Source organism: Pseudomonas sp. Rh2, assembly GCF_040762985.1.
Taxonomy (GTDB): domain Bacteria; phylum Pseudomonadota; class Gammaproteobacteria; order Pseudomonadales; family Pseudomonadaceae; genus Aquipseudomonas; species Aquipseudomonas taiwanensis.
Genome location: NZ_CP142890.1, coordinates 3,766,819 through 3,781,185, shown reverse-complemented (window position 1 = coordinate 3,781,185; position 14,367 = coordinate 3,766,819). Strand labels below are relative to the sequence as shown.

The window sequence follows — 14,367 nt, the reverse complement described above, 5'->3', positions numbered from 1 at the left end:
TGGGATCTGTAAGTCGTGAAAAAAGGGCCTTAGGGCCCTTTTTTCGTTTCCGCGATCTCGCCGGTAACCTGCCCGAAGGCTTCACCACTCGATCGCTTGCCCATCCCATGCCCAGAAGCCTCCGCTGTCCAGCGGCCCAAACCGTCCCACCAGCTCGATCAGGCACTGCGCGCAAAACGCAGGCTCGAAGAGTTTGCCAGCGGGTACCCCTCCTTGAAACGGCCGCGACAGCTCGGTGTCGGTCGTACCCGGATGCAGTGCCAGAATCGTGGCTGCGGGGTTCAGGCGTTTGAGCTCGATACTTGCCGTGTGCAGCAACTGGTTCAGCGCCGCCTTGCTCGCCCGGTAGCTGTACCAACCGCCCAGCCGATTGTCGCCAATCGAGCCAACCCTGGCCGACAGCGCTGCGAAGGTAGTCGGCCCTTTTCGTAAAAGCGCCAACAGGTGTTTGAGCAACAATATCGGCGCGAATGCATTGGTGGCGAAGCTCGCCTGCAGGCCAGCCAGGTCCAGTTGCGCCAGCGATTTTTCTGCCTTTGCGCCGCCCTGATGAAGGATGCCCAGCGTGCTGATGACCAAGTGAAGGTGATCGCAATCGCGCGCCACCTGTCCGGCAAGCGCCGCAAGCGCTTGCTCGTCGCGTGCGTCGCAATCTATCGGCACCAAGCGTTGATTGTTGAGCTGCCCGAGCTTCGCAAGCCTGTCATCGTGCGTGGCGTTGCGCGACACGGCCCAGACCCGGGAAACATCTTCGCGAGCCAACAACGCCTCGCAAAGCGCCAACCCTATACCCCGGCTTGCGCCGCATACCAGCACATTGGCCTTGCCAGACAGATGGGGAATCAGGCTCATGCAGCACCTCGCGCAGCTATCCTCGACGTGAGCGGTTCAAGCACCATTTGGCGGCGGTGCCGGTCTGCCGTTTACCTCGTACAAGCAGTGTAGGCACCTGCGGCCAAATCTTTTGCCTAGCGATTTCGATGCTTGCCCAGGGCCGGCGCGCTGAATCATCCTCAGTGGCTGTCCAATGCTCAGCATTCCCTTTACGCTGAAACCTCTCTTCCTCCGTCACAGACTTTGCACCCTTGAAGAAAATCCCCCGCGTCGACGACCTGCAGATCTTTCTCACCACCACTGAGGTCGGCAGCTTCTCCGCAGCCGCGAGGTTGCTGGACATTTCGCCGGCCCTGGCCAGTGGCGCGATCCAGCGCCTGGAGACCTGCCTGGGGGTGAGGCTGTTCATCCGCTCAACTCGCCGGCTACGCCTCTCGGAAGATGGTGTACGCTATTTTCCTCACGCCCGCCAAGCCCTGGAGTCTCTGGATTTGGGCGAGTTGGCACTGACCGAGGGTCGCGATGAAATCGCCGGCCTGCTGCGCCTGTCCATGCCATCGGACCTGGGCCGCAACGTCCTGCTGCCATGGCTCGATGCGTTTCAGCAACTGCACCCGCAGGTTCTTTTGCAGCTGCGTGTCAGTGATCAGGTTGCCGATCTGTTCGGCGAACAGTTGGACGCCAGCATCCGTTATGGGCAGCTCGCTGATTCGAGCCTGGTGTCGCTGATGCTGTCACCCTCCAACCGCCGCACCGTCTGCGCGTCTCCCGACTACATCGCCCGCCACGGGCGGCCCCAGACGCTGGAGGACTTGAGCAGGCATAACTGTCTGCGCTATGTCATGGGTGAGCAAACCTACGAACGTTGGCATTTCCACACGCCTGACGGAGTGAAAACCCTTCAGGTAACCGGCGACCGCATCAGTGACGATGCTGACATCGTCAGACGCTGGGCGGTCGCCGGGTTGGGCGTGGTGTACAAGTCGAAGCTCGACGTCATGGACGACATACGCAGGGGGAAGTTGGTGGAAATCTTCCCGCCCGAGCATGGCCAGCCAGCGCCGCTTCAATTGGTATGCGCACATCGCACGTCGCTCACGCCCGCATTGCAGGTGTTGCGGACCTTCCTGGCCGAGCGTTGTGAGCATTACATCAATACGTCCATCGCAGGGCACTGACCCGCTATCAGAATCCCTCCAGGACGATCTTGCCCTTGGCCTTGCCGCTTTCGATCAGCGCATGGGCGCGTTTGAGGTTTTCTGCGCTGATTCTGCCGAAATGTTCGCCCAGGGTCGTTTTCAGCACACCCTCGTCGACCAACCGGGCGACCCGTTCGAGCAGCTGATGCTGCTTGATCATGTCGTCGGTGTGGTACAGCGATCGGGTGAACATGAGCTCCCAATGGACAGACAGCGATTTGCGCTTGAGTGGCATGATGTCGAGTTGTTCAGGGTCATCGATCAGTGCGAGTTTGCCCTGGGGACGCAGGGCTTCGACGATCTGCTCAAGGTAGCTGTCGGTGTGGGTCAGGCTGATCACATAGTCGACCGGGCTCAGTTGCTGCGTTTCCAACTGGTGCGGGATCGGTGCTGAGTGATCGATCACGTGGTGAGCCCCGGCTACCTGCACCCACTGCTGTGTTTCCGGGCGCGACGCGGTGCCGATGACGGTCAGTTGCGTGAGCCGACGAGCCAGCTGGACGAGAATCGATCCGACCCCGCCCGCGGCACCGATCACCAGCAGGCTTTGCCCTTTGCCGCCGCTCTCCTTGACACCCAGCCGATCGAACAGCAGTTCCCAGGCGGTGATGGAAGTCAGTGGCAGGGCGGCGGCGCTGGCGTTGTCAAGGGTGCGGGGTTTGTGCCCGACAATGCGCTCATCCACCAGGTGATATTCGCTGTAGCTGCCAGGGCGGTCGATTGCGCCAGCGTAGAACACCTCGTCGCCAGGTCGGAACAGCGAAACGTCGGCACCCACCTCGCGGACGATGCCGACAGTGTCCCAACCCAGCACTTGCGGGCCGTGGCCGCTGCTGCGCGCGCGGACCTTGGTATCGACCGGGTTGACGGCGATGGCCTTGACCTCCACCAGCAGGTCGCGTGGGCCAGGCGTGGGTTGGGGCAGTGTGGTTTCGTACAGCGATTGCGGGTCTTGGATCGGCAAGCCGGGCTGGCTGAAGACGATGGCTTTCATGGGGTTTTTCCTTCACAGAGGTTCAGACGTGATGTCAGGCTATCCATGTTGGTCTGATGCAGAAACAGGGTAATCACCGCAAGACTTTCGTCGTTTTGGCGAAAGTCTTGCGTGTCGGTTTGGGCGAGGGCTGCGTGCATCCGCTGCAGCACCTGCCGGCTGCGACGGGTGCTTCGGCATTCGATTGGCTTTAATGTCAGCGTAGCGGGGGCGAGCCGGTGGAGAGCCTGAGGCTGGAGGCCGCACGGCCAATGATCGAACAGGAGCCGTCATTGCCTGGATGTGGTGGCCAGGGTAACGGGAGGGCAGGGGCCGGCGTCACCTGCGTGAGGTATTCATGCGGGTTTTTGGCGTTCCCCCGCAGGCGGTGCGTCGGGATGCGCGTCGGGTGGAGTGAACCTGAGGGTTGGCACTTGGTTAGCCACCCCGAACGGTACATGCACCATTGGCAGGTTCCCCGCCGCCGAGGTCAGATGGCTGCGCTGGTCATCGAAGAACATGTGCGGCCGTAGGATGGACAATACCCGGCCCTTCTCCATGCCGCCCAGAAAGAATGACTCGTCCGGAGAAACGCCCCAGGTCTTCAGGGTCGTCACTACCCGTTCATGGGAAGGCGCATTGCGCGCGGTGACGATGGCGATGCGCAGAATGCGCTGGTAGCCCGGGTCCTGTGCCAGTTTACGGTCTTCCAGCGTGCGAATGTGCGACAGCTTGCGGAAAAGGTCGGCCAACGGCCCCGGCTGGTGAGGGACGGCCTTGCGCGCATGCTCATGGGCCTGGAACTCGGAGAGGTCCAGCCGCTGCTTGTACACGCTTTCAGCCTCGTCATCGGCAATCACGCCATCGAAGTCGAAGGCTACCCGCAGTTCGGTGTCGATCTCGTCATCGTAGATGCGTGTGGGCAGTACCAGACCGGCGGGATAGTTGGCGTCGATGGCCCGTTGCACATCGCCTTCATGGGCGCTCAGGAACAATGATGCGTTGAAGGCAGGAATGTATTCGTAGGGCGAGCGGCCGGACATGAACGCTGCGCGGGTGATGTCCAGGCCGTAATGGTCGATCGAGCGAAATACCCGCAGGCCGGTTTCTGGCGAGTTGCGCGACAGCAACACCACTTCAACCGGCAATTGCTCGGGGAAGGCTTTGTTGATGCTCAGGAAGCGGCGGATGAAAGGGAACGCCACACCCTTGGGGAAGGGAACGTCCAGATTCTGCTCCTGATGCAGGCGGTACGCCTCCATGCCATCGTCCTGGTAGATGGTATCCGACACGGTCAGGTCAAACAGGGCGCTGGAGGCGACGCCAACGACCAGTTTCTGTTCGATGGGGTAGGGCATTGGGGCCTCTCCTGAAGACGGACTGTGGGGGCATTTCTACAGGGCAAGTAGCAGGCCCGAGCTTCTTGTCCGACTGTCCGATTGAATCAAAAAAAGGGTCTTCGCGGTTGATTACCGACGTGCTTTGTCTATGGTGGCATTACACCACCCATATAAGACTAAAGTCGTAGGAGAGTGGCATGAAAATGCGCGGTGATGTTTTCTGGGCCTGGGCTGACCCGACGCTTCACCATCGCACTCATGACGAAACCCTCAATGACGGCACGCTCATCGACGTGCAGGTCAGGCTGTCGCCAGCCGGTGGTACCCAAATGTTCATCGGCGTCTATGCCCCCTCGGGTATGCCCATTCACGAAGAATCGGTGCAGTCACGGCCGGGAGAGTCCATGACCCGGGCCTTGGCCTGGGGTGTCGGGCGCGCCCGGCGCATCGCGACGGATGCCGTACCCGCCGTGGAGCAGTTCGTCTGCGCAAAGTGAGCGGGTAACGGTTTTGGCGCCTGGGCCGCGCCACTGCCGTCAGAGCGTCGAAGTGCTCTCGTCCTGGCTATTGGTAGTGATCTCAGAAGGCACGCTGCGGGTGTCGACATCGTCGTCGGCGATCACATCGCCCCCCGCCAGGGTAGACACGGTGACCGCATAGCGACCCAGGTCGTTTTCCTGGCGCTGGAAGCGCATGCCCACTTTCTGGCCTTGCCATTTGTACACTTCGGTCTGGTAGGAAGCACCGGAGGACAGTTTGACCCAACGGTTGGTGCGCTCGCCGGGTTCGCCGAAATCTTCGGTGAGCATTTCACTGACCAGGTACAGGCTGTTGGCATTGCCGCTGAACACCAGCTCTTTGATCTTGCCGTTGGGTGCGACCACCACCAGCTCATAGCCTGGAGAAATCGGCAGATACGGCAGCCCGCGAACTTCGAAGCGATCGGCAGTGGCGGTGGCCACACGGCAGAGGCTGGCCGGGCTGGCGGGCAAGGCTGGACAGGTCGGTACCTGCTCCATGAAGTTGCCTTCGATGTCGATGCCCAGGAACGCGCTTGGCTCTTTCGGCCAGGCTGGGGCAGGTTCGGACGTGCCGGATTGTGCCCAGGCAGCAGTGTTGAACAGGCTCGCGAATGCAGCGAGGACGAGTACGGATCTCATGAGCTCCCTCCTTGGATGATGGCCATGGCTAGCGCGATTCTACGCTGGGATATGTGGCAAAATGGCCATGGTACTCACTTTCCTAGGACAGGCGCTATAAGGCTTTTCAGCAGGCTATTTGCTATTACCGCTTCTTGGGCCCTCCGTACAGCGCTGATGGCGAAGTGGCATATCTGCCATCGACACTGCGCAGACCTGCGTTTGCCGTGGTCTGCGAACACAGGTCCCAGGGTATGCCCTCGATCGGTCGCCGGGGTTTCAGGCGAATCGTTAAGTCACGACTGGGCGGAAATCTTGTAGTCCATTTCCCAAAGGTGGTGTTTCCAGCCCCCAAGCCATTGTGGTGATGGCGCTGCCGTTCTAGTCTCGGCCCGCTCGTCGCGTTTCGTAGTAGGTGCAGGTCAGGTCAAGGGCAGAGATCCGTGCAGGGTTCACACGGGTCGGCCTGGCTGGCGTCGTTGGTGGGGCGCGACGGGCGCCCTAGCGGCATGGCAGATTGAGACTATAGTAACGTCTAAAAAATCAGATCAGGGATGGTGCCATGCCTACGATCGAGTTGTCGTCCCCGCAAAGCCTTCGCAAACGCGTGCTGGTGGCAGGGGCCCTGAACATCGGGTCCATCGTGGCTTCACAAGTCATCCGATTAGGCGGCAACCTGATCATCACCCGGTTGCTGGTGCCGGAGATGTTCGGCCTGATGGCCATCGCCACCACGGTGTCGGTGCTGTTGCTGTTACTGTCCGATGTCGGCTTGCGGCAGAACATCGTCCAGAGCGCGCGCGGCGAGGAGCCGCTGTTCCTCAACACGGTCTGGTCGGTGCAGATCATTCGCGGCATGGTGCTGTTCGTCGTGATGGAATTGATCGCGCTGTGCTCCTGGTTCAGCCAACATCTGGAACTGTGGCCGGCGCACTCCACCTATGCCGCCCCGGAACTGCCCGGTGTGCTGGCCATAACAGGCTTCTTCGCGATCATCTTCGCCTTCCAATCGACCAAGATGGACGTGGCCGTTCGTGCGTTCCAGCAAAAGAAAGTGGTCGTGGTCGAGCTGGTTTCGCAAATCGCCGGTCTGCTGGTGATGCTGGTTATCGGTTACCTCACCCGTTCCATCTGGGCGTTGGTGGCCGCGGGCCTGGTCAGTACCCTGGTCACCACCGTGCTCAGCCACGTGATGTTCCCAGGGCACAAGGACCGTCCGCAATGGGACCCGGAAGCGCTGCGCGAGATCGTCAGTTACGGCCGTTGGGTGCTGCTGTCGTCCGCCGTTGGCGTGCTGGCCATGCAAGGCGATCGCATCTGGTTCGGTGGCAGCATGACAGTGGCTCAACTGGGGGTCTACTCGATTGCCGTGGGTATCCTGCAGGCATTCACCCTTAGCCTGCAGCGCCTGGCCGGCGCCGTCGCGCTGCCGGCCTTCAGCGAGGCGGCCAGAAGTGGCGACAAAGAGCGTCTGCGTCGACTGTATTGGCGCTTCAGGCTGATGTTCGATGTGCTGACCTTATTCACCTGTGGCTTCCTGTTCACCGCCAGCCCGCTGATCATCCACTGGCTGTACGATGATCGTTATGCCGACGCGGGGCAGATGATGGCGATCCTGTCGTTGTCGCTGTTCACGCTCCGTTATGGCCTGACCCAGCAAATCTGGATGGCCCTGGGGCTCACCAAGTACATGGCCATGGACAACATCATCCGGGTCGTGGCGTTGTTCACCTTGATGCCGCTGCTGTTGGCCATTGGCGGCGTGACCTATGCGCTATGGGGCGTGGCCCTGCATAGCTTCTTCACCCTCATCCTGATCTTCAAGGTCAGCCACCAACTGGGCATGTTGAGCATCAAGCGTGAGCTGGTGGTCTTGCCGGTGATGGTGATTGGTGCCTTGTGTGGAGAGTTCGTCACCCAGTTGTTCGCCTGAGTCGTTGCCCAAGGACCTGACCGATGAATGTGATCGACTACTTTGATCGAACCAGAATCATCAATATCCCGTACCGGACGGACCGTCGGGTGGAAACCGAAGCCGAGTTCGCCCGCAATGGCTTCCATATCGACGACGACAAGATAGGCTTCTTCGCTGCGGTTACGCCCACGGCGCAGGAGGGGTTTCCCAGCATCGGCGCCAGGGGCTGCTTTCTCAGCCATCTGCACATCCTCGAAGAAGCGATGCGCCTGAATGTGAAGAACATCCTGATCATGGAGGATGATATCCAGTTTTCCCGGCGCATCGCCGCGTTCGGCAAACAGGCCATCGAGTCGTTGCAGGGCATGGATTGGGACATCGCCTACCTCGGTCACCCCTATGAAGGTAACTCGGATACACCCGGTTGGGAGGTGGTCGACCGACCGATTCACCTGTCCCATTTCTATGCCGTGAACGGCAAGAGCGTTGCCAAGCTGCGGGACTTCCTCACCCAGATTCTCGAACGCCCCCCCGGTCACCCGGATGGCGGGCCGATGCACTATGACGCGGCCCTCAATACCCTGATTCGAACCCGCAAGGACATCCAGGCGTACTATTACACCTGGAACCTTGGCTACCAGCGTCCTTCGCGCACCGACCTGCATGCGCTCTCGATCTTTGACCGCCTGGCGGTGTTCCGGCCATTGATGGCTGTCTATCGCAGGCTCAAGGCAGAAAAACTGCGCAGAACACGCTGATGCATGGGCTGGGTGGAAACTACCCAGCCCTGTTCCGTCTTGGTGCGCAACCGCCTCAAATTAAGTCACGGCGCACACATTGAATCGACAACGTTGGCTTTTGAGTGTGCATGATGCACATTGGCGCTTGTGCCGTTCGCCCGCTATTTTTGCCTTTTCAGCCGGTGCAAAAGCGGCCCGCATATTGCTCTGCCTGCTCCCACCTATAACCCGGAGCACCGTGCAATGAGCTCACCCACCGAATTCCCGCTGTCCGAAGCCCCTCAGACCTCCCGCAAGGGCCTGTTGCCCATTGCCATGGTCCTGTTCAGCTTTACCTTCTTTACCGGCACGATGTTCGCCGGCGGCAAGCTTGGCATGGCCTTCAACTTTGTCGACATGCTGTGGGTCGCCGCCATCGGCAACACCTTGCTGGCCCTGTATGCCGCAGCCCTGGCATTCATCGCCTCGCGCAGCGGGCTGAATACCGTGCTGATGGGGCGCTTCTGCTTCGGTGAGGCGGGCAGCCGGTTGTCCGACTTTCTGCTGGGCTTTGCCGAGCTGGGTTGGTATGCATGGGGCACTGCCACCGTGGCGATCGTGCTGGTCAAATTGCTGGGGCTGGCGGAAGGTTACACGATGCCGTTGATGGTGCTGTTCGGTCTGGGCTTCAGCATCACCGCCATCATCGGCTTCAAAGGGCTGGACCTGTTGTCGCGGGTGTCGGTGCCGCTGATGTTCGCGCTGCTGGTGATCTCGATGTACATCGCCACTCGCGATGCCGGTGGCTTTGCCGGGCTGGCTGCAGTGGTACCCCATGAAAGCCTGACCTTTTCAGCGGCAGTGACCATGGTCTTTGGCACGTTCGCCAGTGGTGCCACCCAGGCCACCAACTGGACCCGCCTGGCGCGCAGCGGACGGGTGGCGGTAGTCGCCAGCGTCGTCGCGTTTTTGCTCGGCAACGGGTTGATGGTGGTGGCGGGGGCCTGGTGCGCCATGGTCTACCAGCAAGCCGACATCGTCGAGGTGATGATGCTGCAGGGCCTGTCGTTCGCCGCAGTGGTGATGCTGTGCCTGAACCTATGGACCATTCAGGGGCCCACCATCTACAACGTGTCGGCAGCCGCGTGCCACCTGCTGCGCAGCGAACGCCGCCGCACGGCGACGCTGGTGGCGGCAGGCGTCGGGATCGTGCTGGCCATTGGCGGCATGTACGAAATGCTGATTCCGTTCCTGGTATTGCTCGGTTCGATCATCCCGCCGGTGGGTGGGGTGATCATGGCCGACTTCTGGTACCGCCACCGCGGCAAGTACCCTGCGTTGGCCAGTGTGAACCTGCCCCGCTACAACCTGATGGGGCTGTTCGCCTATGCGGTCGGCGCGGTATTGGCCTATGCGTCGCCGTGGGTCGCGCCACTGGTAGGCATCGGCGCCTCGGCCCTGTGCTACATCGTCATGCTTGAACTGAGCGGCCAGCGCCGGGCACTGGGGCAGGCAGGTGTCGAACCGTGAGCCTGGCGCTTGACGAAATCCTTCACCTGCCAGGCCTGCAGGAAATGACCGTTCGTGCGGGCGCGCGCAATCTGCAACGGCGCGTGCGTTGGCCGTATGTGGCGGAAAACGAAGGTATCGCCGAGTGGGTGATGGGCGGCGAGTTGGTGTTCGTTACCGGGATCAATCACCCTCGCGGTGAGGCCAACTTGCTGAGCCTGGTGGAAGACGGCGACGCCGTGGGTATTGCCGGTATGGTGATCCTGACTGGCGGCAGCTTCATCCAACGTATTCCGCCGGCGGTGATCGAGCGGGCCGAGCAGCTGGGGCTGCCACTGATCGAACAGCCTTACGCGCTGAAGATGGTGGTCGTTACCCACCTGATCGGCACGGCTCTGGTTCAGATGACCCAGGTGCGGCGCTCGCGCAACGACATCCTCGGCCAGTTGCTGACCGGCGATTACCCGAGCCTGGCCATCGCCCGACAGCGGGCCACGCACCTGGCCCTGGCGTTGGACGCGCCACGCCGCCTGGTTGCGCTGCGCTTGTCTGGCGTCGATAGCCTGTTCGAACGCCACGGGCTGGCCCAGGGCGAGCGGGTGTGGCAGGGCATCCGCCAGGCGCTGGAAGATCGGCTGGAGGCCTGGTGCCATGGCCGCCCGGGGACGGTGACGGCGCAGTTGCCGGGCGACCTGTTCGTGTTGTTGCTGGCGGATGCGCCGGACTTGCAGGTCACCCTGGCCGCGCTGCACCGGCAGTTGGCCGCTGCGGCAGGGGAGCTGAGTCTTGCCATGGGCTTGTCGAGCCTGGCCGAAGATTGCGCCCACTATCGCCAGGCGCTCAACGAAGCACGTCAGGCCATGGAGGTGGCGCAGAACCTGCGCCCGGTCACGGGCTTCTGCGACTTCAGCGAGTTGGGCGTGCTGCGCCTGCTGCAGGGCATCGCCGACCGTTCACTGATCGACGACTTCGTCGCGCAAACCTTGGGCCCGCTGATCGCATCTGGTCGCAAGCAGCCCCATGTGCTGGTGCATACCCTCGATGCGCTGCTCAAGGAAAATGGCAATGGCCTCAAGGCTGCCCAGCGTCTGGGCCTGCACCGCAATACCATCAACCAACGAATTCAACGCATCGAACAACTGAGCGGGCAGTCTCTGGACGACCCGCTGTTTCGTATGAACGCTTCGGTCGCCATGCTGGTATGGCGCATGAGCGAAGCCCAAGGCAAGGAGTAATGTCATGAACATCATCAATGCACGTCTGCGTGGCAAGTCGGGCCTGTTTCGCATCGAACTGAACGGCGACCGCATCGCAGCCATCGCGCCACAGGCCGATGTGGCGGCGCTCGGCAGCCCCGATGACCTGGACGCCAAGCAGAACCTGGTGGTAGCCCCCTTCGTCGAGCCGCACATTCACCTGGATGCCACCCTTACCGCCGGTGAGCCGAAGTGGAACATGAGCGGTACCTTGTTCGAGGGTATCGAGCGCTGGGCCGAGCGCAAGGAAATCACCACCCACGACGACATCAAGCACCGCTCGAAAAAGACCATCGACATGCTGGTGAACCATGGCATCCAGCACGTGCGTACCCATGTGGATGTGACCGACCCCAAGCTCACTGCGCTCAAGGCCATGGTCGAAGTGCGCGAAGAGGTGCGTCACCTGATCGACCTGCAAATCGTTGCCTTCCCCCAGGAGGGCATCGAGTCGTATGCCAATGGCCGGACCTTGATGACGGAGGCGGTGGCCATCGGTGCCGATGTGGTCGGCGGCATACCGCATTTTGAAAACACCCGTGATCAAGGGGTGTCATCGGTGAAATTCCTGATGGACCTGGCCGAGCGTACCGGCTGCCTGGTGGACGTGCACTGCGACGAAACCGACGACCCACAGTCGCGCTTTCTCGAGGTACTGGCCGAGGAGGCCCGTGTGCGGCACATGGGGGCACGGGTCACCGCCAGCCATACCACGGCCATGGGGTCCTACGACAACGCCTACTGCTCCAAGCTGTTCCGCCTGCTCAAGCTGTCGGGCATCAACTTCGTGTCGTGCCCAACCGAGAGCATCCACCTGCAAGGTCGCTTCGACACCTACCCCAAGCGCCGCGGCCTGACCCGCGTGGCCGAAATCGACCGTGCGGGCATGAACGTGTGCTTCGGCCAGGACTCGATCGTCGACCCGTGGTATCCGCTGGGCAACGGCAACATCCTGCGCATTCTCGAAGCCGGGCTGCACATCTGCCATATGCTTGGCTACGAAGACCTGCAACGCGGGCTGGACCTGATCACCGACAACAGCGCCCGTACCCTCAACCTGGGCGAGCGCTACGGCATCGACGTCGGGCGGCCGGCTAACCTGTTGCTGCTGTCTGCGCCTGATGACTACGAAATGGTTCGCAGCCAGGGGCATGCCTTGGTGTCGGTGCGCAATGGCAAGGTGCTCATGCGTCGTACGCCTGCGCAGGTCGAGCGGTTTGCCTGACGCCTTTACCGGCAAGCTGGCCCCCCCTACGGTGCAGCAGTGGCCCGGTCATTGTAGGGGCTGGCTTGCCGTGAGTACCCGGGTGTAGCTGGACGTCCGCGAGGCGGCGTTTCGCCGGTGGTGCTGACCTGGTCCGGGTTGGCAGCGCTGCCTGTGTTGCTGGCACGTTGAACGCTTGCCTGGGGGCTTCGAACTTGGCACCCTTGGACCGCGTGAATGGTCCGTGCCTTGGCTGAAGGAAACACACCGTTGAGTTGGGACAAAGTCGGGAAGCTTCTGGTCGCTGTGCTGATTGGCCTGCTGGTCGTGCTGGTGGCCTATGGGTTCCTCAAGAGCCGTCCGCGTTTGGAGGCCACGCTGACCTACGCCTATCTCACTTACCCAAGCCAGTTCAGCGAGCGCATCAGCAAGGCCAGCGAGCTGCTCAAGTACGAGCAATTGCATCGGCGCATTCGCAGCATCGGCCAAGGTGGGCTCAGCGACGAGCAAGTCGACAAGCTGGTCGACCTGGCCCAGGCCCCTTATGCGCAACTGTTCGCCAAGCCCTTCGAGGCAGGCCTGGTGGATCACCGCACCGGTTTGCTGATCGACCTACGCAACACGGGCGATGCGCTGGTGCGCAACGTGAAGGTCAACTTGCCGGCCAAGGGCCTGGTACAGGTTCGCGATGCCCAGGGCAACGACAACATCGTCGAGGTTTCGACGTCGACGGTCGAGATTCCCACCCTCGAGCCGGGTGGCCTGTGCAAGGTCTGGGTGTATTTCGATGCCGACTACGCCCAGATCCGCCAGGGCGGTATCAGCATAAGCCATGCCGATGGCCTGGCCGATGTGCAGGTTTACCGCGAGTATGTGGGGTTTCCCGCGCAAGTGGCCCGGTACAGCCGCGAGTTGGTCACACTGCTGGGGGTGTTGGGGCTGAGCGTGCTGGGGCTTGGCTGTATCTGCCTGTGGCGGCGTCGTGCGCCGGTCCTACCATCCTGAGCTGACGGGCAAGGCTCACTGATCCTGCAGTGCCAGGTTCTGGCGCAGTATCGGCCCACAGGGTGAAATGCACCTCCCTTGAGGTCACTGGACCAGCCGAGCGACCCACTTGCCACCCAGACGGCCATCCTTCAACTGGCGTAACGCCTGAGGCAGTGTCTGGAAGTCGAAACTGCGCCGTTGTGGTGACAGCAACCGACCCTCGGCGACGGCCTGCAAGAGTTGTTCTCCCGCCACCCGCAGCGCTTGGCGGTCGAGCAAGCGGCCATGGGCATGAATACTGTTCAGTGCCACTTCGTGCAACGAGATCGCGGTGCTGAATGCGGGCAGGGGCGCGTTTTCCTGGCGGTCCTGAATGCATACCAGATGGCCGTTGTAGCCAAGCAGGTGGGCAAGGCTGGCGGCATGGGCGCCACTGACCGTATCGAACAGCGCATGCAGCGGGCGCTCGCCAAGGGCGGCCTGCAAGCGGGCCTGCCAGTCGCTTGCTTGGTAGTCGTAGGCTTCGATCACGCCCAGGGCCTTGAGCGCCGCGTGATGATGCTGGCCGGCAGTGGCCCAGACCCTCAACCCACGCTGCACCGCCAATTGCGCGACATACCAGCCCACCGCTCCACCAGCTCCGATCACCAGCACATCGCAGTTGGCGCCAGCGGGCACCTTGGCCAAGGCCTGCCAGGCAGTGAGCGCGGGGCAGGGCACAGCGGCGGCAGCGCTGTCGTCAAGGTTGGTCGGCAGGTGCATCAGCAGATTGGCATCCACCAGGCAGTACTCGGCGAAACTGCCATCGCGAGACAGCGTCTGGTGGTAAGCGACGCGCGTACCCAGTGGCAAATCCACACCATCGCCCAGCGCCTCCACCACACCGACACCATCCACCCCAGGCACGGTCCCTTGGTGCCAGTCCGGATGGCCCCATTGGCAGATCTTCCAATCCACCGGGTTAAGGGCAATGGCGCGGTTGGCGACCAACACTTGGCCGGGGCCAGGGTTAGGCAGGGGCTTGCGAACCAGTTGCAAGCCGTCAAGACCGGCGCCTGGGGTCCAGGCCCAGGCGTTGTAATCGTTGGACATGAAGGTCTCCTTGAGCACAAATCTGCCTGGAGGCTAGCGGATCGGCGCAGGCTGAAACAGCCGCCGCCAGGCCAAACTGTGGTGAATCCACGTCACAGAAAGCTTGCTTCGCCTAGCTTGCGCGGCGAAAGGCCAAGGAAAAGGCGGCACGACAACGATGAGGCAGACGATACGAGCTCACAGGCCTGTGATGTAGACTC

Annotated in this window: 13 protein-coding genes and 1 pseudogene; 9 read left to right on the top strand and 5 right to left on the bottom strand. The window is 61.8% G+C overall.

Annotated elements, in window-relative coordinates; translation table 11 throughout:
• Positions 1-81: 81 nt before the first annotated feature.
• A complete protein-coding gene (locus tag VXM67_RS17300) occupies positions 82-852 on the bottom strand; it encodes an SDR family NAD(P)-dependent oxidoreductase (protein ID WP_023381191.1) in 771 nt (256 codons plus the stop codon).
• A gap of 242 nt (positions 853-1,094) precedes the next feature.
• On the opposite strand from VXM67_RS17300, the gene VXM67_RS17295 reads away from it, so the two are divergent.
• Entirely contained in the window at positions 1,095-2,012 is a 918-nt protein-coding gene (locus VXM67_RS17295) for a LysR family transcriptional regulator (RefSeq protein WP_367237714.1), read from the top strand.
• Between the two features lie 7 nt (positions 2,013-2,019).
• Here VXM67_RS17295 and VXM67_RS17290 read toward each other — a convergent pair whose 3' ends face one another.
• On the bottom strand, positions 2,020-3,027 hold the full coding sequence (locus VXM67_RS17290) for a zinc-binding alcohol dehydrogenase family protein (protein ID WP_104883490.1): 1,008 nt from the start codon (positions 3,025-3,027) through the stop codon (positions 2,020-2,022).
• Positions 3,028-3,227: 200 nt separating this feature from the next.
• On the opposite strand from VXM67_RS17290, the pseudogene VXM67_RS17285 reads away from it, so the two are divergent.
• Positions 3,228-3,424, top strand: a pseudogene (locus VXM67_RS17285) (GlxA family transcriptional regulator); the annotation flags it as partial.
• Here the strand turns inward: VXM67_RS17285 and VXM67_RS17280 are convergent.
• The gene (locus VXM67_RS17280; protein WP_023381188.1) at positions 3,363-4,364 is read right to left on the bottom strand and encodes a 5'-nucleotidase; all 1,002 of its coding nucleotides are present in this window, start codon (positions 4,362-4,364) and stop codon (positions 3,363-3,365) included. The pseudogene VXM67_RS17285 and the gene VXM67_RS17280 sit on opposite strands and share 62 nt — an antisense overlap.
• A gap of 179 nt (positions 4,365-4,543) precedes the next feature.
• Here VXM67_RS17280 and VXM67_RS17275 point away from each other — a divergent pair, with 179 nt between their 5' ends.
• Positions 4,544-4,843, top strand: coding sequence for a hypothetical protein (locus VXM67_RS17275; protein WP_027908150.1), 300 nt, complete (start codon positions 4,544-4,546; stop codon positions 4,841-4,843).
• 39 nt (positions 4,844-4,882) lie between these two features.
• Here the strand turns inward: VXM67_RS17275 and VXM67_RS17270 are convergent, their stop codons facing one another.
• Positions 4,883-5,506, bottom strand: a complete 624-nt coding sequence (locus VXM67_RS17270) for a hypothetical protein (RefSeq protein ID WP_023381187.1) — start codon at positions 5,504-5,506, stop codon at positions 4,883-4,885.
• A 541-nt stretch (positions 5,507-6,047) separates the two neighbouring features.
• Here VXM67_RS17270 and VXM67_RS17265 point away from each other — a divergent pair.
• The 6 genes from VXM67_RS17265 (at position 6,048) to VXM67_RS17240 (ending at position 13,093) form a co-directional block, all read left to right on the top strand.
• Positions 6,048-7,418, top strand: a complete 1,371-nt coding sequence (locus tag VXM67_RS17265) for an oligosaccharide flippase family protein (RefSeq protein WP_023381186.1) — start codon at positions 6,048-6,050, stop codon at positions 7,416-7,418.
• Between the two features lie 23 nt (positions 7,419-7,441).
• Entirely contained in the window at positions 7,442-8,158 is a 717-nt protein-coding gene (locus tag VXM67_RS17260; protein WP_023381185.1) for a glycosyltransferase family 25 protein, read from the top strand.
• Positions 8,159-8,383: 225 nt separating this feature from the next.
• Positions 8,384-9,649 carry a cytosine permease gene (codB, locus tag VXM67_RS17255; RefSeq protein ID WP_023381184.1) on the top strand — a complete coding sequence of 422 codons (1,266 nt, stop codon included), beginning with the start codon at positions 8,384-8,386 and terminating at the stop codon, positions 9,647-9,649.
• On the top strand, positions 9,646-10,863 hold the full coding sequence (locus VXM67_RS17250) for a PucR family transcriptional regulator (protein ID WP_023381183.1): 1,218 nt from the start codon (positions 9,646-9,648) through the stop codon (positions 10,861-10,863). The genes codB and VXM67_RS17250 overlap by 4 nt, the downstream gene beginning before the upstream one ends.
• Before the next feature lie 4 nt (positions 10,864-10,867).
• The gene (gene codA / locus VXM67_RS17245) at positions 10,868-12,109 is read left to right on the top strand and encodes a cytosine deaminase (protein WP_367237239.1); all 1,242 of its coding nucleotides are present in this window, start codon (positions 10,868-10,870) and stop codon (positions 12,107-12,109) included.
• Positions 12,110-12,358: 249 nt separating this feature from the next.
• Complete coding sequence (locus VXM67_RS17240) at positions 12,359-13,093, top strand: hypothetical protein (protein WP_027908147.1); 735 nt, start codon at positions 12,359-12,361, stop codon at positions 13,091-13,093.
• A gap of 84 nt (positions 13,094-13,177) precedes the next feature.
• Here VXM67_RS17240 and VXM67_RS17235 read toward each other — a convergent pair whose 3' ends face one another.
• A complete protein-coding gene (locus VXM67_RS17235; protein WP_104883495.1) occupies positions 13,178-14,167 on the bottom strand; it encodes a zinc-binding dehydrogenase in 990 nt (329 codons plus the stop codon).
• Between the last annotated feature and the right edge of the window lie 200 nt (positions 14,168-14,367).